We start from the raw sequence: 21,072 nt of genomic DNA on the forward strand, positions 1-21,072 counted from the left end.
ATTCCTTAGATTTCTATAAAGATTCTGCACCACCTATAACTTCAATTAAATCAGTCGTAATCGCTGCTTGACGAGAACGATTATAAAGCAATGCTAATTTGTTCAGTATCTCTTTAGTGTTTCTGTTTGCTGATTCCATAGCAACCATTCTAGCACTATTCTCACTCGTTGCACTTTCAAGTAAAGCAGAGTAAAGAGCAATTACAACGTAATCTTGAACCAAAGATTTTAAAATAAATTCAATATTTTGTGGTTCATACTCATAGCCGTAATCTGTTGTTGGACCAGCCAGAGAGCTATCAATCAAGGATGAGTCTTTACTCCATGGTTTTATTGTTTCCAACATTGGTTTTTGCGTGAAGGTATTATAGAATTTACTATAAAAAACTTTAACTTTATCGTATTTACTTAAATCTATACCATCAACCAAAGCTTCTACGTGCTTTAACGTGATTCCCTTACTATTTTCAATTTTTAAGATACTTTTAGAGTCAAATCTATTTTTACCTACATCAAAAGCTTTTTTACCAAGAAATACAATATCTACTTTTTTGCCATTTGCGATTGACTTATTTACACGCTCTTGACTAAATTTGACAATAGAAGAGTTAAAGTTGCCGCACAAGCCACGATCAGACGCAATAATGAATACTAGGTAAGAACCGTCGTTACTGACATTTAGAATTTTTGCCAGTAATTCTTGATCAACTGATAGCATTAATGAAAAAATAATGTTATGCAGCTTAGATACATATAATTTTGAATTTAATAACTTCTTTTGGCTTTGTAACAACTTTGCTGCAGAAACCATTTGCATTATTTTCGTGGTTTTCTGTACAGACCTAATATTCTTAATTCTTAAGGATAATTCCTTTAAGCTCTTCATTTTGTATACAACCCTGATTTATTAAAATATATAACTGTTAGTGTCTAAAAGCAAGTTTTTTTGACATTAAAACCAAGTCTAGCTAAGAAACTTGCAGGTTTATTGTTTGGAGATAAGGATTATATTAAGAAAGTGCTCTAACTTCAGCAATATCAATGTGAAAGTAGCCTAATGGTAATTTCTACACTTTGTGGAATTTTATAATATATAATAAACACAATTAAAACTATTACAACTTGAACACTTATGATCCCATTGTTCTAGTTCCCTGTTACAATTTTTACATTTCCAGCCTGGATCAGGCAAAGCTTCTGAGCCCATCTTGTTTAGCCAATAAATTACCTTGTCGTGTTCTTGCAATGTAACCTTGAGTTGTATTACAATAAAGTAGATTGACATGTAATTAGCTTTTTTCATAGCAGTGTCTAAATATTGACTTGCAAGATCATATTTACCTGAACTCATTGAGGACAAAGCAAGTAAGCAGTAACTAAAATAATAATCAGGGCGTAAGTTGTATAGTCTTTCAGCACCTTTACTATTTAAATTGATGTACATTTTAGCTGACTGAGGAGTAGGATTTACTGTATACTCTGCCTCTAGCACTGCAGAAGCTTTTCTGATTTTTCCAAGTTTAATATATAATTCTGCCTTTAAATAATTGATGGGCTGAAAAATTGCACTATAACGTTGTGCTCTAAATAAAGACTTTATAGCCTCCTTAAAATTTCCTTTACTTTCATATTGCTTTGCTAAAGCGCAATAAAACACTGCAAACATTTCTTTATGATCAAAGGGGAGAAAAATATTGGACTTAACTGCTTCCTTCAACCTCAAAATTGCATTAATCCAATCTTCTTTCAATATGCCATGCTCTATTTGAAAGGGAATAGATAGCATTTTATCGTTAATTGAACTAGAGCAATATTCTATAAATTTTTGAAAGACTACTTTTTCTTGTTTGAGGTGGACAATCAGCTTATTGGCTAGAAGTAGAGCTAAGTTACGATTTTTATTTGCAATATTTGTTAAACCGTTACTGAAAAAGCTGTAATTTCCCGTCTTACCTGAGTTAAAGAGCTTTATTAAAGACAACCTATCGCTCTCCTCACTCAGACTTTTAACTAGCTTTTGGGCATTCTCTATATTGTCTAAGTCTATGCTAAAGAAAGCTTCAAAGAGAAGCAATTCTTCCCTATCCCTTCTTCTATTTCTTATGTTGGCAAATGTTGATGAAATGGAGGAAAAAAAGCGTACAAGTGTAATTAATAAAAATAATAAAACTACACAAGTAAAAATAATGAAATATAGATCAATACTTATAGTGTAATTGCCTAATTCCAATTTTATTACTTCACCACTTACCTTGACCCATATACCAAATAAAAACGAAAAAGCGAAAATTATAAAATAAATCATGAGATATATTGTAATAAGTGATGATATATTGTTGAAATATTCTTAGAAGCTACAATAAAACCATTCAATTTATTCAGCCATGGCTTGAATTCTGAATGCGTTAAATTGCTTACTGTAACAGTTATATTTTGCCAATCATTATCATTTATTGACTCCTCAATTTCTGCGAATTTTACTCTTAATGGATCATTTCGGTCGTCTACCTTTATCCAGTTTGAAATGATTTTTTTAGACAATGTACTTTTGTTGTAATCGATAGTATCAATAGTTTTTTCAAAAGATAACTTCAATTCGTGTAAGGTATTTATCTCTTTCAAATTTTCTAATTCATCTACTGCATTTTCTATCTCTGGATCGTCAAGCTCTGATATCAAAGGCTTTATTGAATTTATATGGTTATCAAATTTTGCTTCTCGCAATAACGAATTCTTCATTTTAACCACAAGTAATAGCAATTTTGCAAGGTTCTTACATCTTGAGTTATTATCACCTTGCTCACATTGAGTATGCTGACTTCTCTTGAGGTCAAATATCTTTTTTTCTATTCTAGATTGATTAACTTCAAGCAACATTCTAAATTCATCCATGTTTTCCGTTAAAGCTTTCACATTGTTTTCACTCTCTTGCTGATTTATTTTTAAAAAGATTATGTTATTTATTGTGATGTAACCGGTAAATAACAATACAATTAAGAACCAACCTATGTACTTTTGCTGAGTATCATTCATAACGTAGTATCTCCGCAGGATCTTGTGCAGCTGCCTGCAATGCAGGAGCAATTGTCGCTAAAAATGATAAGAATAATGCAAGTGCAGAAATGTTCACTACATCTTGAGGAACTAATATCATTGGCAAACTTGAAAAAAAGTATATCATAGGATCAAACAGCTTGACGTTAGTAATGTTTTCTAAAAACACTCTAATGCTTTCGATATTGAGAGAAAAAACGACACCTATAATACAGCCAAGACAAGTTCCCGTAAAACCGATTAATAGACCACAAGCGCAAAATATACGCATAATGCTTCCACTTGTTGCACCAAATGTACGCATAATTGCAATCGCGGATTTCTTTTCTTGCACTATCATCATTAAATTTGAGATAATATTAAACGCTGCTACAACTATAATCAAAGTGAGAATTAAAAACATCACATTTCTTTCAGTTTTTAAAGCACTAAAATAATGGCTTTGCTGTGATTGCCAACTTTCAGCTTCCATTCCTATTTCTTTTTCTATAGCATCTGCCAGCTTATCAGCTCTAGTAACGTCGTCTACAAGTACTTCTATATTTTTTATGCTATTTTTATAATTAAAAAAGGCTTGTGCTGATTTTAGAGGCATATATATCAAGGTATTATCATACTCAAACATACCCATATCAAATATTGCTATAACTTTATATTTTTTCATTCGCGGCATTTCACCAAGTAATGCATCAAATTCTTCAGATGATATAAACGTAATTTCGTCGCCATAGTCAATGTTCAAAACTTCTGCTAAGCGTGCTCCTATTATTATCCCTTCATCAAATTTTTTTACATCACCTATAATTACATTATTTGTAACGGCAGTACTATCAAGCAAATCTTTAGTTGACACACCTCGCACTACGCTACCTGCAATTTTACCATTTGCTACAATAATAACTTGATCATTGGTCATAGGAGTAGCTTTTAATATACCAGGAATTCTCTCAATAGATTTTGAAACTGCGTAGTAATCTGAATTTATGTTCCTATCAAAATAAACGTTAATATGGCCATCAATGCCAAGTATTGAGTCAAGCAACTTTGCTCTGAATCCGTTCATCACAGACATCACCACTATTAGTGTTGCAACTCCAAGGGCAATGCCGATAATAGAGAACAAAGTCATTATAGAGCAAAATCTGGCATTTCTTGCTCGCAAATAGCAAGCAGCCATAGTAATTTCAAAGGCAATGGACATTACAAAATATTTTGAGGTTAGACATTATATTTTTGAAACTTCGTATAATTGTAGACTTTTCTTTATTTAAAAACTAGAGATTTTTGCTTCCTTAAATTTAGCAGACTTATAGAGTATCTTTAACATTAGAATTTCAAAATCTTCCATATACATCATCCAACCTCACTATATCATTATCAGATAAATGCTCTCCTATCTGAAATTCAACTATTTCAAGTGGAGAGCTTGTGCTTTTATAACATAGAAAAAATCAAGAATATTATTGGGTTTATTCAATAAGTTATAATTCTTTCCTTCCATAATTTTCAAATTGTACAACTAGTTGCTTTACATTTACATCTGTGAGAAGAGCATTTTTGCTAACATGAGGTCTCGGATCAGATTTTGCTGATAAGGGATTCATCTGAGATATTTCATCCCTCATTGGAAATAAGCGAGATTGGGAAGCAACTTTTGGTGATGGCCTAGTTTTTTTCTCCACATCTATATTCACTTGTGCAACAGGAGGGGTCCTGCTTTCAATAGTTTGCGCATTAGGACTTTCTTTTGCTTGATTTTGTTTGAATTTTTTTCTTATCTCTTGTACTTTAATATCGATATTATAATTAATTTCTTTTTCCATAGAAGATACTACCATTTCTAGCTTTGTGCTTGATTTTTGATCAGTATGACCTAACTTTTTAAGTTTTAGTGGTAATTCAGGTTTATCTTTAGTTGATTTAGGAACAGTTCCTACTACTTTTGGTTTTTGTCTAACTTCTTGACCAGCAGTAAACATTTTTTTTTGGCAATGGGGGTGCTATTGATGATTTTGGCAATATTGGAGGTTTAGATTGTTGTTTTTGTTTAAGTTCTCTTTTTGCTTCCATATGTTCTTTAGGAACTGTTACATAAATTAGCTCTTCTCTAGGCGATTTTGAACTTTGTGAATTTTCTGTTAAAATTTTACTCTTCTTCTCTTGATAATTTGATATCTCTTTGTATCCAGGCTTTTCATCTAATGAATTTCCATGGCCTGAATCATTATAATTAACTTCTACTTGTCTATCTTCTTTTAGAAAACTGCGTTCTGGCTTTTCTGGAGCTATTGCAATATTTCCTCTTTCAACTTGCTCCAAACCTGAAATTTTACGATAAGCCTCTAGATATTCAAAGATTGTCATTGAAGTAGGAGGAGGTAATTTATCAATAAAACTACTTATATTCTTAACTGGAACATTTCTTCCCGAGATTCTATTCAATATTTCCTTTAATATCTTAAGACCTGATGGCTTTCCATTCATCGATTTTACATAATCAATTGAGTCACTACGTATAACAAACTTAGCTACATCTTCTGCCTTATCTGTAAAACGCTTTAATGCCTGAGATAAATCCCTTACCGTTTTATTATAATGTCTAATAGTTACTAACTCATCTCTTGCTTTTATAGCTTCTTTAAGGAAACCGAGATTTTCTCTATAATTGTCACTTTTAAATGGATCCTTCATATTAATTACAACTCATTATTTATTAAAATATGGGTATAGGTTTAAAATATTAAGATTTAGTAAATATTATTTTTTACATAAAGCAGCTATACCCATATTATAAATTGCCAACAAATGCATTTATGGCGTTACCATATTCTTCCATATACATCATCCAATCTCACTATATCATTATCAGATAAATGCTCTCCTATCTGAAATTCAACTATTTCAAGTGGAAAGCTTGTGCTTCTATTTTCAATCCTATGGGAAACTTCCCTTGGGATTTCTATCATATGGTCCTTTGCTATAGCATATTCTTTGTCTTCTAAACTAACATATCCAACTCCTGATAGCACTATATGGTATTCATCTCTATAGTGATGGAATTGCTTAGAAGTGCAGCTTAATGGATTGATAAAAAGATATTTTATAAGAAAATTTTCGCTCATTAAAATTATACTACAAAATCCCCATGGTTTAACTTCTTTCCTTATCACCTTTACTTTCTTAACTTTATGAATAAATGAAATTAGACTTTTGTTTGGTTGCTTAGAGGTTGTCCGGAAACAAGTAAAAGGCTATAATATCTGAAATTTTAGTACGGGGTAAAGATGAGAAAAAAGTATCCAACAGATCTAAGCGAAAGGGAATGGGCAAGAATAGAAAAACACTTCAGAGTATCATACAAGAAAGGAGGAAGGCCGCCAAAGTATAGCAAAAGAGAAATATTAGAAGCAATTTTCTATGTATTGCGTACAGGGTGTCAATGGCGGTATTTACCAAATGATTTTCCGCTATGGAAGACTGTGTATGAGCAGTTCAGGCAATGGAAGAAGCAGGGAATTTTTGAGAAAATGAATTATGATATCACTAAATATAGTAGGTCAAAAATGGGAAGCCGAGCGCATGCATAGTGGACAGTCAATCGGTAAAAACCACGGAAAAAGGGGGGATCAAAGGCTATGATGGAAGTAAAAAAGTAAAGGGTAGAAAAAGGCATATAATTACAGACACTCAGGGTTTTATACTAGGTTGTTACGTAGGCGCTGCTAACGAAAATGATAGAGATGGTATTAAAATAGCATTAAACAATATGAGAACAAAATATACTAAAGTTAAAAAAATGTGGGCTGACATGGGATACCAAGGAAGAAATTTAAAGAATCACATAAAGGAAGAATATGACATAGATATTGAAATTGTTACAAGGCCTCCATGTAGATTTTGGGTGCACAAAGATACGCCACCTGAGCTACTACCAACAAGAGAACAAGGGTTTAAAGTACAGCCAAGAAGATGGGTTGTAGAAAGGACTTTTGCTTGGGTTAATAGGAATAGAAGGCTATCGAAGGAGTATGATTTACTCACAACATCCACTGAGAATTTCATATACCTAGCTATGAGTAGGGTTATGTTAAAGAGGGAATATGCTTGAATTTACTAGTTTCCGGACAACCTCTAATACCAATTCTCATTGTTGTCCAGTCAAATAGGAAACATTGCAGAGTTGTTTAATTGTGGAGCTGGCAAGAGAAGTAATAAATTTGCACAAAGCACCCTCAAGTAGAGCAATTGTATCGTATATTTTATTGCGCAAAATGTTCTGTTTTATATATAACCAAAGCCTCTCAACAGGATTTAGCTCAGGTGAGTATGGAGGTAGGTATATAATGTCGATATTTTTAGGTACCTTTAAATTTTTTGACCTATGCCAACTAGCACAGTCCATAACGAGAAAAGCCTCTCGTGTTTCTAGATATTGCGAAATTTGCTCAAGAAATATGTTCATGCAATCAGTGTTGACATTTGGTGCAAATAAGCTAGAACTCTCTCGATTTCTAGGATTAACTGCACTATAGAGATAGAAATTTTGCCTACCTAATTTTGTTTTAACCTGTGTTCTAATCCCCTTTTTAAACCACCCATGTCCAACTTTTGAATGTGTGCCAAACCATGATTCATCAAAGAAAAATAGCTCTTTTTCTGGATACTTGCTAATAGCTCCATTGAGATTTTTTTTTGAATTCCTCTTGTTTGCTTTTATCTTGTCCATTATGAACTGGTCTTGGTGTAATATATGAGAATTTCATCTTTTGCATATGGCGGTGTACTGTAGATTTGCTGATATTTAATCCGAACTTTTCCTGGATTCTTATTCTCATTTCTTTAATGGTGATATTAGGATTTTCTTCTATCCACTCTTCAATTTGCTGTAGTTGAGCCTGATTTAATTTAGTTTTTCTACGACGTTGTGAAGGAGCAAACAGTTTTTCTTCTCTGCCAATTTTCAAGAGTTTTACCCACGAAGTTAGTGCGCTTCTTGAAATGCAATATATTTTTGCTACAGCCGTTATACTGTACTTTTTTGCTGCAATTACAGCATTTAGTTTTTTTGAAACATATGCATTATTCCTTACTTTCTTCAGCATTTCTTTTGCTGATTCTACTACTTTTTCATCCAATAATTTTGATCTTAATGCCATTTAAACCTCGCTATTTTACTTACTTCAGTATGGCTTTTCTTCCATCATTGTCCATCTGTTTGCCCTGTAATGGGAATTGGTATTACAAGCTCCACTCAATAAATTTTTATTACTTTCTGTCGTTGAAACTGGTTCTTTTTCTCTAATCACATGCTGAAATGATGCCGGTTCTTTACTAAACTTCTCACTCAATTCTAAAACTGAATTCCAAGTTCCAACATCCAACCAATCGAAATTAGCTTCTATCATTGCAACGTTTTTTGCTTTCTCCATCACCAAGTAATCAATGGATATGCCTTCAATTCCTGCAAAATCTCGTTGTTTTAAATACAGAAATCTCTCTTGCGGTGTGAAATATTTAAAACATAAATTGTAAAGATTCGGGGCAGATTTTTTAATCTCATCTATGTAGCGTTTTGCTTTAAACACAAATATTCCAGAGTTCCAATAATGATCGTTACTTAACTTACGCTCGGGCTTTTCTGTAAAATCTTTCACTATATGACATTTTTCTTTCTGATCATATACTGCATTTATATAGCCGTATTCAGAATTGAATTCATGAGGCTTAACCCCAAAAGTGACTATAGAGTTAGTTTCAGAGGCTAACTTAGACGCTTTTTGAGTAGAAGCATAAAAACTATTCAAATCACCTATAAAATGGTCTGAAGGCAGAATTAACATTGTCTCGTTTTCATTGCAGAGAAGTGCAGCAATTAATATTGCCGCTGCTGTTCCAATTTTCACTGGTTCGAAAATCACTTTATATTCTTGCAGTGCATGCAATTCCTCCATCACTAATGACTCGTACTGTATATTTGTAGCAATTATGGGCGGCATATAATCGCTTTTTAGCCTCAACAAAGTGTTGTGAAACATAGTGTTCTGACTAAATATTTTCTGAAATTGCTTTGGCTTAGATAAAGGCCAAAGTCTGCTACCACTACCACCACACAATATTACAGGGCGCATTTAGTTAAGATATTAATTAAATAATTAATATCTTATACTGAGGGCAAAATACATGCAAGTTTTTGTTGTGGAATAGTTAATAAAGAAAGTAAATGTTGATTTAAAGTAATTGCTAATGAGAGTGATCATGTGTAGCGCCTTGCCCTTGCTGTGAATTTCTTCTATTTTGTAATTCCTCAACATGACCTTTTCTTTTATCACTTAATATTTCATTACCCTTATTTTGTTCTTCCTCAGGACTCTTTAGTATTTCATTACTCTTGCTAACTTCTTTATCATCCCCTTGTTTCTTTGGCCTTCTAGCGTTAAGCTCATCCCATGTGCCCACTAGTGAATCACGATTCCCATGATCCGGCTTTAGCCTTTCTTCACCTTTAATAACATTAAAGTCACTTTTTGCTTCTTCCCAACATCCTTTCAATTGGTGTTTCCACATAGTAAAGTAAGCATCACCATATTTTTTCTCATTTGCTACAAACAATAAAATTGGGGCCTTAAGTATTGTAGCTACCATATTTACTGAATTCTTCACTGCCATCGCAGGGGTGAACAAAAGATAGCCAAAAGACTTTGCAATTGGGTTTTGTTTGCTTATTAAATGCTCCCCTAACTTTATAGGAAGAGAAGTCAACAATTTAGTACAAACTTTAGCCAAGCTTGTAGCAAAAACGATAGGAACAGATATAAGACTTTTATCTAGCTCTAGATTACCATCCTGATCTCTAATTTCTGAAAAATGGGTGCTTAGCTTCTTGTAATCACTAGTGTATAATAATTCTCCATTTCTTCCTTTTTCATCAACAACTTCCTGAACTTTACCTTCTTTATTTTTTACCTCTTTAGTTAGCACAGAAGAATTAGTTAATTCAAATGGATATTGAGGATCCTTAGTTTTTTCAGCTTCAAAAATTGGCACGTGTTTTTTCAAATCCATTCTCGAAAAGCCTAATGGCTCAAAATATGACTTATGCAACTCATTTATCGGAATTTGCTTACCCTGATTGTCTATATAATTGATAGTAAAATAAGATCTATCATTATCTTTATCTTTGGTAACTAAAGATAATCTGAAACTTGGTTGTTCTCCATTCTCATCTTTTTGACCATACAAAAGTTTATAGGTTGGATTTTTATCTTTATCTAGTATAGCATTTCCATGCATATCCCTGTTTTCTATGATTTTAGCAGACTGTACAATTTGATCATAATTTTTTGGATACTGGCATTTCCTTCCATCATACATCATTACCTTTCTAAGGTCTTCGACGTAAACTTGAGATTCAGGTGAAGTAAGCAGACCTTTTGCTTTAAGTGTAAGATCTATTGCTCCCTTTTTTAATGCTTCAAACATATTGTCAAACCAAAATCGCTATAATGCTATAGTTCAATAATAAAACTAGTACACTAATAATATATTAACACAGCACCGGTGATTTTACAAGAAAATATGCCTGTAGAAGATAAAGATTGTAAAAGCGAGGGTTATATAAGTAATGCTTGATAAGTACTTTATGCATGTAATTGTAAAAATCCTCAAAGGTACGCTGTGTATATAATCTTCGCATACTACCTGCATTCCAAGAACTGCGTGCCAAAAAATGCAAAACAACAATACAACAAAAAATAAAAGCTCTAGAGGGTGATTAATAAATTTTTCACTAAAAGACAAAGAGCTATCAGTATAAAATGTGCAAGAAAATGAATAGATAAACCAAGGAAACAGGAACAGTAAAATTACCGCAGAAACACGCTGAACCCACCAATGATGTACTGAATTTCCAGACTGACTCATATAAACATAAATAAAAAAGCCATAGTAGAAAGAAGTAGCGTTACTGTCAGCAGTATAGCACTCCTTGAAACGCCAGTAATTTCTAAATTAAGCCCAGCATCCCACAATAAATGACGAATACCATTAAGAAAATGATATACAAAACTTATAAAACATAAGACATAAGCTAATTTAGCAACAGGAGTGAATAATAATGCATTTAAGTACCTTACTATAAGTAACTCAGGAAAGTAAACATGTAATATGAAATACCAAGAAAGTATCATTAATAAAAGGAATAGCAAGATACCAGTCAATCTATGCATAATAGAGAAAAAACTAGTAACTTGTACTTTATATATTTGTAAATGTGGAGAAAGAGGTCTATCACTCATAAAATTCCGTTATCGGGAAATTAAAATAAAGTAGAAGTAAAGACAGCAGTATAGCACATAACAACACCATCATTAAAAATGGTAAGTTATGCGCAAAGCCTAAGGAGGTAATCCAGCTGCAGATTCCCCTACTGCTACCTTGTTACGACTTCACCCCAGTCACCGATCCCACTTTAAATAACTCCCTCCTTGCGGTTAGGTCGTTAGCTTCGAGTGAAACCAATTCCCATGGCGTGACGGGCAGTGTGTACAAGACCCGAGAACGTATTCACCGTGGCGTGCTGATCCACGATTACTAGCGATTCCAACTTCATGCACTCGAGTTGCAGAGTACAATCCGAACTGAGATGGCTTTTAAGGGATTGGCTTAGCCTCGCGACTTTGCAGCCCATTGTAGCCACCATTGTAGCACGTGTGTAGCCCACTCCATAAGGGCCATGATGACTTGACATCATCCCCACCTTCCTCCAGTTTATCACTGGCAGTTTCCTTAAAGTCCCCAGCATTACCTGATGGTAACTAAGGATGAGGGTTGCGCTCGTTGCGGGACTTAACCCAACATCTCACGACACGAGCTGACGACAGCCATGCAACACCTGTGTGAAACCCGGCCGAACCGACCCTATCCCTTCGAATAGGTATAATTTCCATGTCAAGGAGTGGTAAGGTTTTTCGCGTTGCATCGAATTAAACCACATGCTCCACCGCTTGTGCGGGTCCCCGTCAATTCCTTTGAGTTTTAATCTTGCGACCGTAGTCCCCAGGCGGAATGTTTAACGCGTTAGCTGTAATACAGAAAGTAAAACTTCCCATATTTAACATTCATCGTTTACAGCGTGGACTACCAGGGTATCTAATCCTGTTTGCTCCCCACGCCTTCGCGCCTCAGCGTCAGATTTGAACCAGATAGACGCCTTCGCCACTGGTGTTCCTCCTAATATTTACGAATTTCACCTCTACACTAGGAATTCCTCTATCCTCTTTCAATCTCTAGATTAGCAGTTTTAAAAGCAATTCCAAGGTTGAGCCTTGGGATTTCACTTTTAACTTACTAATCCGCCTACGCGCCCTTTACGCCCAATAATTCCGAATAACGCTAGCCCTCTCCGTATTACCGCGGCTGCTGGCACGGAGTTAGCCAGGACTTCTTCTGTGAGTACCGTCATTATCTTCCTCACTAAAAGAGCTTTACAACCCAAAGGCCTTCTTCACTCATGCGGCATGGCTGGATCAGGCTTTCGCCCATTGTCCAATATTCCCCACTGCTGCCTCCCGTAGGAGTCTGGACCGTATCTCAGTTCCAGTGTGGCTGATCATCCTCTCAGATCAGCTATAGATCATTGCCTTGGTAGGCTATTACTCCACCAACTAGCTAATCTAATATAGGCTCATCTAATAGCAATAAATTTTTCCCCCGTAGGGCGTATACGGTATTAGTTGCCGTTTCCAACAATTATTCCGTACTACTAGGTAGATTCCTATACATTACTCACCCGTCTGCCACTAAGTTATACCATAGCAAGCTACAATATAACTCCGTTCGACTTGCATGTGTTAGGCCTGCCGCCAGCGTTCATTCTGAGCCAGGATCAAACTCTCAAATTTAGACTTCAACCTATAAAAGGTTGAGGGTACATCGGATAAATCCGACAAAAAATAATTTAGCTTAATACTGCTGTCTTTATTTCTACTTTAGAAATATTTTAATCTCCAACTATTCAAACAACTTTAAGAATATTATTATATGATATAATCACTATGTCAATATGTTTTTGCAAATCAAAAGCATTAATGTATAAATATATAACTATTTGGAATATTACCATGAAAAAATACATCTTTCTGCTTGCACTCGCGCCAATGTTAGTTGGCATCACATTATACTTATTGCGCAACATTGATAACACAAAACAATCTATAACTGCAGGTGACAAGTTTTACGAAGTATTATTCTTAAAAAAAGATAATAAGCCGCTGCTAGAAGAAATAGATTCAAATTGGGAGTATTTAGCAAATTTTGAACGCGCATTCAATCATATCTCAGATTCAATGCCAACAGACACAGCATCTATTTATAATGATTTGGCAGATGATAAAGATGCTCCTGGTGTTTTGCGTGAGTTAGCACAATATTTAGAAGTAATGAGCTTACTTCACTCCAACGGTGAAAAAATAAATAAAGACAAAATTGATAATTTAGAATCAAGCACAGTATACCCTTATTCAAGCCAAGAAGCCATCGCTATAGTAAAGATACACAATAACGACGTTAAGGGTGCAACTGAAATATTGCGTTCCCTATTAAATGATAGAAAATGCCCTATCCTAATCAAAGCTAATGCACAAGAATTACTCAGGATATATGGGAGTTAACTCATTGGACTTTTTGCATAGCTTTTGGCAGCGCATTGGATGAAACGAAAAACTTCCTTGACAAGCCTCGCCAGCTCCCTTATCATAAAACTGAAGCTATTTATTTATCTTCGCAATCTGTGCAGGTTAATGACAAAAAACTTAGGGTATTTGGCGTCTCATGTTTAATTTTTCGCACTACGTGCATCGCATGTCTTTAAAAATTTCTGGGTTTTTACCTATATAAGCCGAAACGCGCTTACAAAGCGTTTAAGACAGCAAAAAACGTCAAATTGACAAGGGAGAATTTGAATGCTAGCTACTACGGGGTTTCTTTGCCTTTTTTCCTGCTTAGTAAATTTCTTAAACACTTGCGGTGTAGGTTAGTTGCAAGTTAAAAGCAGCTAAATCGCTCTTAATCAAGCGTTTTAGAATAAAAAAAACGCCGATATTTTAGTACATGGTAAATAGCCAACCACCACGGGGTTTCTTTTGCCTTTTTTTTCATTTGGTAAATTTTTTAAATATTTATGGCTAAAGATTGCACGAATGTTGCAATTACAAAAACGATTTCTACTAGGGTATCACGCACTGGGATGACACCATTCTTTTTCCTGGATCCAAGTAGTCAGGGCACTGGGATGACAGCTACCCTGACAATCGTCATCCCGCTGCTTGTTAGCGGATACCGCGGCGGTATGACGTAGAAGTTATACTTTTATGCTTACCAACTTAATAAAATTCCTGGATTCCAGTGTCAGCTACTTTCATGACACCAACAGTTGATATTGGTTTGTTGCTTTGCTAGCCAACTACTAGCTATGCCTCAAGTTTCCTATTCAAAATTTTCAATATCAAATCCAATTCATTTGGATTATCATACCGTATCATAACTTTACCCTTAGAATTGTTGTCATTAATTTTGATCTTTAAACCAAGTTGAGAAGATATAGCGCCTTCTATTACTGTCATATCTTGATTTCTAGTATATCTCTGCTCTTTTTGATTGTTGTTTTGATGTAGGTCCTTTATCAGTTTTTCAGTTTGTCTAACGCTTAAGCCCTGAGAAACTATTTTTTCTGCAATACTTTCCGCATTTTCAACATTAATCAACGCTCTTGCATGACCCATAGACAATTTTTTCTCATTGATCATTGTTTTCACCCTATCAGGGAGCAACAACATCCGAATCATATTGGTTATGTGGCTGCGGCTTTTGCCTATAGCTGAAGCTAATTCCTCATGTGTATAGAAAAACTCATCTATCAGTTTTCTGTAAGCTTCACCTTCCTCTATTGGATTAATATCTTGCCTTTGTATGTTTTCAATAATGGATACTTCCAAGCATTCCTTGTCGCTCAGATCTTTTATGATAACCGGTGCACTATCAAGATTTGCAATCTTGCTTGCTCGCCAACGACGTTCTCCAGCTATTATTTCATAACCATCATCATTTGAATCTTTGCGTACCACGATAGGCTGTATAATGCCACTTTTCTTTATCGAATTTGCAAGTTCTCTTAATGACTCCTCGTCAAAATGTTTCCTCGGTTGAAATTTGCTTGGGTGCAGTAATGAAATAGGCAAATGCTCTTGTCGATCTTCTTTATTATCATAATTATCGCCTATGAGGCCGGCAAGACCTCTGCCGAGGCGTCTATCATCCTTCATACTACGCCCTCGCTTACTAGTTTCTTCTCCTTACAACTGCTCGCGTGCTTTTTTAAAATTTCCCTTGCCAAACTTATATATGCTTGTGCACCAGGACACTTAAGATCATACACAATAGCGGGTTTTCCATGAGAAGGCGCTTCTGATAACCGTACGTTACGTGGAATAACAGTCTCATACAATGGGATGATAGTTTTGTATACTTTATCATTTAAATACTGGCAAATATCGTTTTTAATCTGTTCACTGAGTTTGTTGCGCCTGTCATACATTGTTAACACTATCCCTTCTATTGCCAAAAAAGGGTTTAGGTTATTTCTTTTTATCAGCTCTACAGTTTTAACTAAATGGCTCAATCCCTCCAAAGCAAAAAATTCACACTGAAGAGGGACAATAATAGAATTAGCAGCAGTCAAAGCATTTATGGTTAGAAGCCCAAGTGATGGAGGGCAATCGATGATTATATACTCATAATTATCGCGTATCTTCTCTAATGCGCTTTTTAGCACAAATTTTCCTCGCTCAAGTTGCGATAATTCAATTTCTGCAGCTGATAAATCAACTACTGACGAAATTAGTGATAAATTTGGAATTTCCTTTATATTGAAAATTGCCGATTCTATCAATCTATTTTCGCTGCTTAGTAGTATTTTGTATATGTTTTTTTCTTCCCTACTACGATAAGAAATCCCGAGTCCGGTGCTAGCATTTCCTTGAGGATCAAGATCTACCAATAAAGTGCTTTTTCCTACAGCAGCAAAGGCTGTCGACAAATTTATACTAGTTGTGGTTTTGCCAACTCCACCCTTTTGATTTACTATTGCAATAATCTTGCTCACGCCTTTTATCTTATGTATAAAATAATTCTATTGTATATATGCAAGAAACTTTTGCATTAGAAAATTTTTTTGTTGCTAACCACACTAAAATTAGACTGTCTTTTTTACTTTGTGTAACACACTTTGAACCTTGTTTCCTAATTCATTCAGAGTGAATGGTTTTGGCAAAAAGTGAAAATCTTCTATATTGATGTCATCACTCTTTAAAAAAGCATCTTCTGCATACCCAGAAATAAAAATAACGTTGATATTTGGCCTATGGATCAATGCTTCTTTAACTATTTCTGGGCCGCTCACCTCTGGCATGATTACATCAGTGATTATAAGATCTATGTGTTGACTTTTTTTACTGATTATTTCTAGCGCCTCGCTGCCTATGCTTGCTTCTATTACATCAAATCCTTTTCTTTTGAGTGCTTTAGAGATGAATTCCCTTACTGAATCTTCATCTTCGATTAATAAAATTATACCATTACCTTTAATTTCACTTACTACCGGTTTTTCTGTTTCTTCACTATCTTCCTCTCTATCATTTTCATCTGATATGTAAACCATGGGCAAAAATATGCTAAATTTAGTTCCATGATTTACTTTGCTAGCAACATAGATGTATCCTTCAGTTTGTTTAATAATGCCATATACAGTAGAGAGGCCAAGACCTGTACCAGAGGTAATATCTTTGGTAGAAAAAAATGGATCAAAGATCTTTTCAGTTGTATCACTCGTCATTCCACATCCAGTATCAATTACTTCAATCACAACATAATTTCCATGTTCAATCGCTTCCTTGTCTGGAGAAAACATATCCTGAGGTGTAGAATTTAATGAGTCAATCTTTTGATTAAAGGTTCGTATAGTTAATTCTCCGCCCTTTTCCATAGCAGCACTAGCATTGACTGCTAAGTTAAGTATAACTTGCTCTAATTGCCCTTGATCAGCCCTAACAGCACCCAAGTCTCTACCATAATAAATATTAAATTTTATATTTTCACCTATTAATCTTTTTATCATTTCATAAAGATTAGCTATAGTATTATTTACATCAATAATTTTTGGCTGCAAGGTCTGTCTTCTTGAGAAAGCAAGCAATTGTCTTACTAAATTTGATCCACGCTTTGCATTTTGCTGTATCTGTATTATATCTCCAAAAGATGGGTCACCAGCTGAGTGTTGGAGTAAAAGCAAATCGCAAAATCCTATTATCCCAGTCAATATATTGTTGAAATCATGCGCAATACCACCTGCTAACTGCCCTATAGCTTGCATCTTTTGATAATGCTCAAGCTTTATCTCTAGGTTTTTGTGTTCAGTATTGTCAATAAAATAACAAAGTATGAAGATCATTTTATTATGAAGAAACTTATTGAAATATATTTTTATGTTATTACCGCCGTTGAGCTGTACATCAAAAGACGCATTATTTATTCTATTACTCGAAAAATATTCACGTATTTTCACATGATAACTATCCAATATCAACGTAAAGATTGAATTATTATCTGACCCTGCAAGCTTTATTAGTGCCGTATTTTTCTTTACAAAGTTGCCGTTTATGTCACATTGTGCAATAGCAATTGATGAATTTGCAAAACAAGGGTGTAATTGATAATCAACAATATTTGATTCGGTTGGTGTTATAAAGCCATATATATAGCTATGGTTGTATTTATCACAAAATATAGCAGTGCTCATATAAGCCTTGAATGGAATACCACTTATAGTAAAAAACAAAATTTCATTATCGGTTGTTGTATTGTTATATTTAGATTGAGATATAAAATCACTGATTGAGCTACCTTTTTCCAGTTTTTTTAGTTCAAATATGTCTAAAAATCTTTTATTTACAGATAAAATCACCCCTTTGGCATTTGCAATGTAAGTTCCTATGCTGTGTTTTTCTATTAACTCTTCATATATCTGCTCCTTGTTTATCTGTGTTGCTTTTAATACAAAATACCCATCTGGCCTTGCTATTGGCACTAATGATAAATTTAAAATCTTATTACTATTTATAGCAATTTGGGGATTATCTGGTATCGGCTCAAAGAGCAAAAGAAAGTTAGATACTCTATTCTTCTTGTTTAAGGAAATGCATACCTGTACAGAAGAGTTATTTTTTAGTGCATGATAGAGTACTTTTTTGTCTGCTTCTGAAACATCTCCTATTTCAAGAATCTTGGCTAACGTAATGTCATCATCTATATGATCTTTAAACCTTTCGTAGAACCTTGCATCAGCATAAATAATACCTTCATCCTTATGTAAAATAAGGCAAAATTCTGTATTATGATTTAGTGCATTTGCAAATATTGCATTTTGAAATTCTATAGTATTAAGTAGGTATCTGTAGCGTTTTACATTATACATCATAAAGAGAGTTGTTAGAATGCTAACTAATAAATTAATCTCTATATTAATATGCTGACTATATATATCAAAAAAGTAGAGTATCGATATTGCTACTGGAGGTAAGAGCATAATAACTGCCATCACAACAATTGACATTCCATAATTTCTTAGTATGAAGTCAACCCTGTTCTCTTTTTTGTTATCTATGTATCTTTTATTCATTATTGTTACTTGGCATTGTTGTACATACGAAAATGTTCTATTATATTGATTTAATTATTATAGATTTATTAACGTCTTTGATAGATAATTATCATCCAAATCTAATTAAGTTCCTTAAATATCAGATATAACAATGTTAATAAGCTAGCAAGAGGATATTATGGAAAAACAAAAAACACAAGCATTTAAATGGTTCTGTGCACTAAGAGATAAGATCATAGAATCTTTCTTATTAATTGAAAAACAATCATCCGCAGAGCCAAAGATCGAAAAGAGAAAGTGGGATCGCCCAGGTGGTGGAGGTGGTGAATCTACAATTATTTTTGGTAATGTTTTTGAAAAAGTTGGAGTAAACGTTTCAAAAGTACACGGAAAATTTGCAGATTCAGCCATTAATGAAATTCCTGGTGCAAGTGAAAGTAACGGAGAGTTTTGGGCAAGCGGTATATCTTTAGTGTCTCATATGCAATCGCCCCTTATCCCTGCAGCACATATGAACACAAGGCTGATATATACTTCAAAACAATGGTTTGGTGGAGGAATGGATTTTACGCCAATATATAAAAATGAAGAAGATTGCAAGTATATCCATGAATCAATCAAAATGACATGTGATAGATTTGACACCGGATATTATCCAAAATTTAAAGAGCAATGTGACAATTATTTTTTCTTACAACACAGAAAAGAGCCGCGTGGCATTGGTGGCATTTTCTATGATAATCTGAGTTCTGGCAACTGGGAAAACGATTTTGAGTTCACAAAAGCAGTAGGTGAAGCCTTTTTGGAAATTTATTCGCACGTCATACGTAAACATATGCAAAAATCTTGGACAAAAGAACAACGAGAAAATCAATTAATAAAACGTGGCAGATATGTAGAATTCAATCTGTTATACGATCGTGGCACAAGGTTTGGTTTAATGACTGACGGCAATCCAGATGCAATTATGATGTCAATGCCACCACTTGTTAAGTGGTTATAGAGAGCTGCTATTAGTAGAAAATAAATCATCATAGTTTAAAATTGTACCATGGTAGTGAGCTTTTATATAGGGGGTATAATCATGGGCATAATAGATAATTTTTTAATTAAATCTGTCAAAAACAATGACATAAAAGGTGTTAAACTGACTCTAATTCTCTATGATGCATTAAATAGTTTTAGAAAATTCTTTTCAAAGACTATGTCTCTCAAGAATACAGGATCATTTGATATAAATAATAATCAAGCTTTAAATCAGGCTTTAGGACATGCTACAGATCACAAAATAATGGAATTGCTGATTAATCGTGGAGCTGATATCCACTCAATAGATGAGAATGGAAAGAATGTTATAATTCGTGTTATTGAGAGTTTAGCAGAATCAAAAAATCTAAAATTGGATAGTGAGAGGTTGTCCGGAAACAAGTAAAAGGCTATAATATCTGAAATTTTAGTACGGGGTAAAGATGAGAAAAAAGTATCCAACAGATCTAAGCGAAAGGGAATGGGCAAGAATAGAAAAACACTTCAGAGTATCATACAAGAAAGGAGGAAGGCCGCCAAAGTATAGCAAAAGAGAAATATTAGAAGCAATTTTCTATGTATTGCGTACAGGGTGTCAATGGCGGTATTTACCAAATGATTTTCCGCTATGGAAGACTGTGTATGAGCAGTTCAGGCAATGGAAGAAGCAGGGAATTTTTGAGAAAATGAATTATGAAATTACAAAATATAGTAGAAGAAAAATAGGAAGGAATGAGCAGCCGAGTGCCTGTATAGTAGATAGTCAATCTGTAAAGACTACAGAAAAGGGGGGATCAAAGGCTATGATGGAAGTAAAAAAGTAAAGGGTAGAAAAAGGCATATAATTACAGACACTCAGGGTTTTATACTAGGTTGTTACGTAGGCGCTGCTAACGAAAATGATAGAGATGGTATTAAAATAGCATTAAACAATATGAGAACAAAATATACTAAAGTTAAAAAAATGTGGGCTGACATGGGATACCAAGGAAGAAATTTAAAGAATCACATAAAGGAAGAATATGACATAGATATTGAAATTGTTACAAGGCCTCCATGTAGATTTTGGGTGCACAAAGATACGCCACCTGAGCTACTACCAACAAGAGAACAAGGGTTTAAAGTACAGCCAAGAAGATGGGTTGTAGAAAGGACTTTTGCTTGGGTTAATAGGAATAGAAGGCTATCGAAGGAGTATGATTTACTCACAACATCCACTGAGAATTTCATATACCTAGCTATGAGTAGGGTTATGTTAAAGAGGGAATATGCTTGAATTTACT

20 protein-coding genes, 1 rRNA gene and 1 pseudogene are annotated in these 21,072 nt (G+C 34.3%); 6 read left to right on the forward strand and 16 right to left on the reverse strand.

What is annotated here, in order from left to right:
• Positions 1 to 13 precede the first annotated feature (13 nt).
• From atpG to AAGD51_RS01985, 7 genes are all read right to left on the reverse strand, one after another.
• Positions 14 to 886, reverse strand: coding sequence for an ATP synthase F1 subunit gamma (gene atpG / locus AAGD51_RS01955; RefSeq protein WP_010081973.1), 873 nt, complete (start codon positions 884 to 886; stop codon positions 14 to 16).
• A gap of 198 nt (positions 887 to 1,084) precedes the next feature.
• A complete protein-coding gene (locus AAGD51_RS01960) occupies positions 1,085 to 2,305 on the reverse strand; it encodes a hypothetical protein (protein WP_006279922.1) in 1,221 nt (406 codons plus the stop codon).
• Positions 2,302 to 3,033: a hypothetical protein gene (locus AAGD51_RS01965; RefSeq protein WP_038250643.1), complete on the reverse strand. Its 732-nt coding sequence runs from the start codon at positions 3,031 to 3,033 to the stop codon at positions 2,302 to 2,304. Before AAGD51_RS01965 ends, AAGD51_RS01960 begins: the two co-directional genes overlap by 4 nt.
• Positions 3,026 to 4,255, reverse strand: coding sequence for a lipoprotein-releasing ABC transporter permease subunit (locus AAGD51_RS01970; RefSeq protein WP_006279924.1), 1,230 nt, complete (start codon positions 4,253 to 4,255; stop codon positions 3,026 to 3,028). The genes AAGD51_RS01965 and AAGD51_RS01970 overlap by 8 nt, the downstream gene beginning before the upstream one ends.
• Positions 4,256 to 4,535: 280 nt before the next feature.
• Positions 4,536 to 5,033, reverse strand: a complete 498-nt coding sequence (locus AAGD51_RS01975) for a hypothetical protein (RefSeq protein ID WP_236514324.1) — start codon at positions 5,031 to 5,033, stop codon at positions 4,536 to 4,538.
• Positions 5,008 to 5,745, reverse strand: coding sequence for a hypothetical protein (locus AAGD51_RS01980; protein WP_341810481.1), 738 nt, complete (start codon positions 5,743 to 5,745; stop codon positions 5,008 to 5,010). The genes AAGD51_RS01975 and AAGD51_RS01980 overlap by 26 nt, the downstream gene beginning before the upstream one ends.
• A 128-nt stretch (positions 5,746 to 5,873) precedes the next feature.
• Entirely contained in the window at positions 5,874 to 6,176 is a 303-nt protein-coding gene (locus AAGD51_RS01985) for a phosphomannose isomerase type II C-terminal cupin domain (protein ID WP_338482799.1), read from the reverse strand.
• A gap of 162 nt (positions 6,177 to 6,338) precedes the next feature.
• On the opposite strand from AAGD51_RS01985, the gene AAGD51_RS07190 reads away from it, so the two are divergent.
• Together AAGD51_RS07190 and AAGD51_RS07195 are read left to right on the forward strand one after the other, a co-directional pair.
• Positions 6,339 to 6,641, forward strand: coding sequence for a transposase (locus AAGD51_RS07190; RefSeq protein ID WP_410542053.1), 303 nt, complete (start codon positions 6,339 to 6,341; stop codon positions 6,639 to 6,641).
• Positions 6,641 to 7,162, forward strand: a complete 522-nt coding sequence (locus AAGD51_RS07195; protein WP_410542054.1) for an IS5 family transposase — start codon at positions 6,641 to 6,643, stop codon at positions 7,160 to 7,162. Before AAGD51_RS07190 ends, AAGD51_RS07195 begins: the two co-directional genes overlap by 1 nt.
• A gap of 36 nt (positions 7,163 to 7,198) precedes the next feature.
• Here AAGD51_RS07195 and AAGD51_RS01995 read toward each other — a convergent pair.
• From AAGD51_RS01995 to AAGD51_RS02020, 6 genes are all read right to left on the reverse strand, one after another.
• A protein-coding gene (locus tag AAGD51_RS01995) for an IS630 family transposase (protein WP_236514338.1) occupies positions 7,199 to 8,210 on the reverse strand; the annotation gives its coding sequence in 2 pieces (ribosomal slippage) (positions 7,199 to 7,747 and positions 7,749 to 8,210; 1,011 coding nt in all).
• Positions 8,211 to 8,234: 24 nt separating this feature from the next.
• Entirely contained in the window at positions 8,235 to 9,182 is a 948-nt protein-coding gene (locus AAGD51_RS02000) for a mannose-1-phosphate guanylyltransferase (RefSeq protein WP_265040662.1), read from the reverse strand.
• Positions 9,183 to 9,294: 112 nt separating this feature from the next.
• Complete coding sequence (locus AAGD51_RS02005; protein ID WP_253303522.1) at positions 9,295 to 10,533, reverse strand: hypothetical protein; 1,239 nt, start codon at positions 10,531 to 10,533, stop codon at positions 9,295 to 9,297.
• 84 nt (positions 10,534 to 10,617) lie between these two features.
• Positions 10,618 to 10,974: a succinate dehydrogenase, hydrophobic membrane anchor protein gene (gene sdhD / locus AAGD51_RS02010; protein ID WP_010963113.1), complete on the reverse strand. Its 357-nt coding sequence runs from the start codon at positions 10,972 to 10,974 to the stop codon at positions 10,618 to 10,620.
• On the reverse strand, positions 10,971 to 11,348 hold the full coding sequence (gene sdhC, locus AAGD51_RS02015; RefSeq protein WP_007548462.1) for a succinate dehydrogenase, cytochrome b556 subunit: 378 nt from the start codon (positions 11,346 to 11,348) through the stop codon (positions 10,971 to 10,973). Before sdhC ends, sdhD begins: the two co-directional genes overlap by 4 nt.
• Before the next feature lie 100 nt (positions 11,349 to 11,448).
• Positions 11,449 to 12,953: ribosomal RNA gene (locus AAGD51_RS02020) — 16S ribosomal RNA — on the reverse strand.
• A 153-nt stretch (positions 12,954 to 13,106) separates the two neighbouring features.
• On the opposite strand from AAGD51_RS02020, the gene AAGD51_RS02025 reads away from it, so the two are divergent.
• Complete coding sequence (locus AAGD51_RS02025) at positions 13,107 to 13,721, forward strand: hypothetical protein (protein ID WP_006279813.1); 615 nt, start codon at positions 13,107 to 13,109, stop codon at positions 13,719 to 13,721.
• Positions 13,722 to 14,519: 798 nt separating this feature from the next.
• Here the strand turns inward: AAGD51_RS02025 and AAGD51_RS02030 are convergent.
• From AAGD51_RS02030 to AAGD51_RS02040, 3 genes are all read right to left on the reverse strand, one after another.
• The gene (locus AAGD51_RS02030) at positions 14,520 to 15,371 is read right to left on the reverse strand and encodes a ParB/RepB/Spo0J family partition protein (RefSeq protein ID WP_006279814.1); all 852 of its coding nucleotides are present in this window, start codon (positions 15,369 to 15,371) and stop codon (positions 14,520 to 14,522) included.
• Positions 15,368 to 16,210, reverse strand: coding sequence for a ParA family protein (locus AAGD51_RS02035; RefSeq protein WP_077188426.1), 843 nt, complete (start codon positions 16,208 to 16,210; stop codon positions 15,368 to 15,370). Before AAGD51_RS02035 ends, AAGD51_RS02030 begins: the two co-directional genes overlap by 4 nt.
• 90 nt (positions 16,211 to 16,300) lie before the next feature.
• The gene (locus tag AAGD51_RS02040) at positions 16,301 to 18,781 is read right to left on the reverse strand and encodes a response regulator (protein WP_006279816.1); all 2,481 of its coding nucleotides are present in this window, start codon (positions 18,779 to 18,781) and stop codon (positions 16,301 to 16,303) included.
• Positions 18,782 to 18,941: 160 nt separating this feature from the next.
• Here AAGD51_RS02040 and hemF point away from each other — a divergent pair, with 160 nt between their 5' ends.
• The 3 genes and pseudogenes from hemF (at position 18,942) to AAGD51_RS02055 (ending at position 21,065) form a co-directional block, all read left to right on the forward strand.
• Complete coding sequence (gene hemF / locus AAGD51_RS02045) at positions 18,942 to 19,766, forward strand: oxygen-dependent coproporphyrinogen oxidase (RefSeq protein WP_236514518.1); 825 nt, start codon at positions 18,942 to 18,944, stop codon at positions 19,764 to 19,766.
• 81 nt (positions 19,767 to 19,847) lie between these two features.
• Positions 19,848 to 20,195, forward strand: coding sequence for a hypothetical protein (locus AAGD51_RS02050; protein ID WP_236514517.1), 348 nt, complete (start codon positions 19,848 to 19,850; stop codon positions 20,193 to 20,195).
• Positions 20,196 to 20,232: 37 nt separating this feature from the next.
• A pseudogene (locus AAGD51_RS02055) lies at positions 20,233 to 21,065 on the forward strand (IS5 family transposase).
• The last annotated feature ends 7 nt before the right edge of the window (positions 21,066 to 21,072 follow it).

The sequence above is a fragment of the Wolbachia endosymbiont (group A) of Volucella bombylans genome, assembly GCF_964026965.1.
Lineage (GTDB): Bacteria > Pseudomonadota > Alphaproteobacteria > Rickettsiales > Anaplasmataceae > Wolbachia > Wolbachia pipientis.

What these genes read in the sequence shown, in the direction of transcription:
- atpG (WP_010081973.1), bottom strand. Translation starts at nt 886, where the DNA reads ATGAAGAGCTTAAAGGAATTATCCTTAAGAATTAAGAATATTAGGTCT.
- AAGD51_RS01960 (WP_006279922.1), bottom strand. Translation starts at nt 2,305, where the DNA reads ATGATTTATTTTATAATTTTCGCTTTTTCGTTTTTATTTGGTATATGG.
- AAGD51_RS01965 (WP_038250643.1), bottom strand. Translation starts at nt 3,033, where the DNA reads ATGAATGATACTCAGCAAAAGTACATAGGTTGGTTCTTAATTGTATTG.
- AAGD51_RS01970 (WP_006279924.1), bottom strand. Translation starts at nt 4,255, where the DNA reads ATGTCCATTGCCTTTGAAATTACTATGGCTGCTTGCTATTTGCGAGCA.
- AAGD51_RS01975 (WP_236514324.1), bottom strand. Translation starts at nt 5,033, where the DNA reads ATGTTTACTGCTGGTCAAGAAGTTAGACAAAAACCAAAAGTAGTAGGA.
- AAGD51_RS01980 (WP_341810481.1), bottom strand. Translation starts at nt 5,745, where the DNA reads ATGAAGGATCCATTTAAAAGTGACAATTATAGAGAAAATCTCGGTTTC.
- AAGD51_RS01985 (WP_338482799.1), bottom strand. Translation starts at nt 6,176, where the DNA reads ATGAGCGAAAATTTTCTTATAAAATATCTTTTTATCAATCCATTAAGC.
- AAGD51_RS07190 (WP_410542053.1), top strand. Translation starts at nt 6,339, where the DNA reads ATGAGAAAAAAGTATCCAACAGATCTAAGCGAAAGGGAATGGGCAAGA.
- AAGD51_RS02000 (WP_265040662.1), bottom strand. Translation starts at nt 9,182, where the DNA reads ATGCGCCCTGTAATATTGTGTGGTGGTAGTGGTAGCAGACTTTGGCCT.
- AAGD51_RS02005 (WP_253303522.1), bottom strand. Translation starts at nt 10,533, where the DNA reads ATGTTTGAAGCATTAAAAAAGGGAGCAATAGATCTTACACTTAAAGCA.
- sdhD (WP_010963113.1), bottom strand. Translation starts at nt 10,974, where the DNA reads ATGAGTCAGTCTGGAAATTCAGTACATCATTGGTGGGTTCAGCGTGTT.
- sdhC (WP_007548462.1), bottom strand. Translation starts at nt 11,348, where the DNA reads ATGAGTGATAGACCTCTTTCTCCACATTTACAAATATATAAAGTACAA.
- AAGD51_RS02025 (WP_006279813.1), top strand. Translation starts at nt 13,107, where the DNA reads ATGTCAATATGTTTTTGCAAATCAAAAGCATTAATGTATAAATATATA.
- AAGD51_RS02030 (WP_006279814.1), bottom strand. Translation starts at nt 15,371, where the DNA reads ATGAAGGATGATAGACGCCTCGGCAGAGGTCTTGCCGGCCTCATAGGC.
- AAGD51_RS02040 (WP_006279816.1), bottom strand. Translation starts at nt 18,781, where the DNA reads ATGAATAAAAGATACATAGATAACAAAAAAGAGAACAGGGTTGACTTC.
- hemF (WP_236514518.1), top strand. Translation starts at nt 18,942, where the DNA reads ATGGAAAAACAAAAAACACAAGCATTTAAATGGTTCTGTGCACTAAGA.
- AAGD51_RS02050 (WP_236514517.1), top strand. Translation starts at nt 19,848, where the DNA reads ATGGGCATAATAGATAATTTTTTAATTAAATCTGTCAAAAACAATGAC.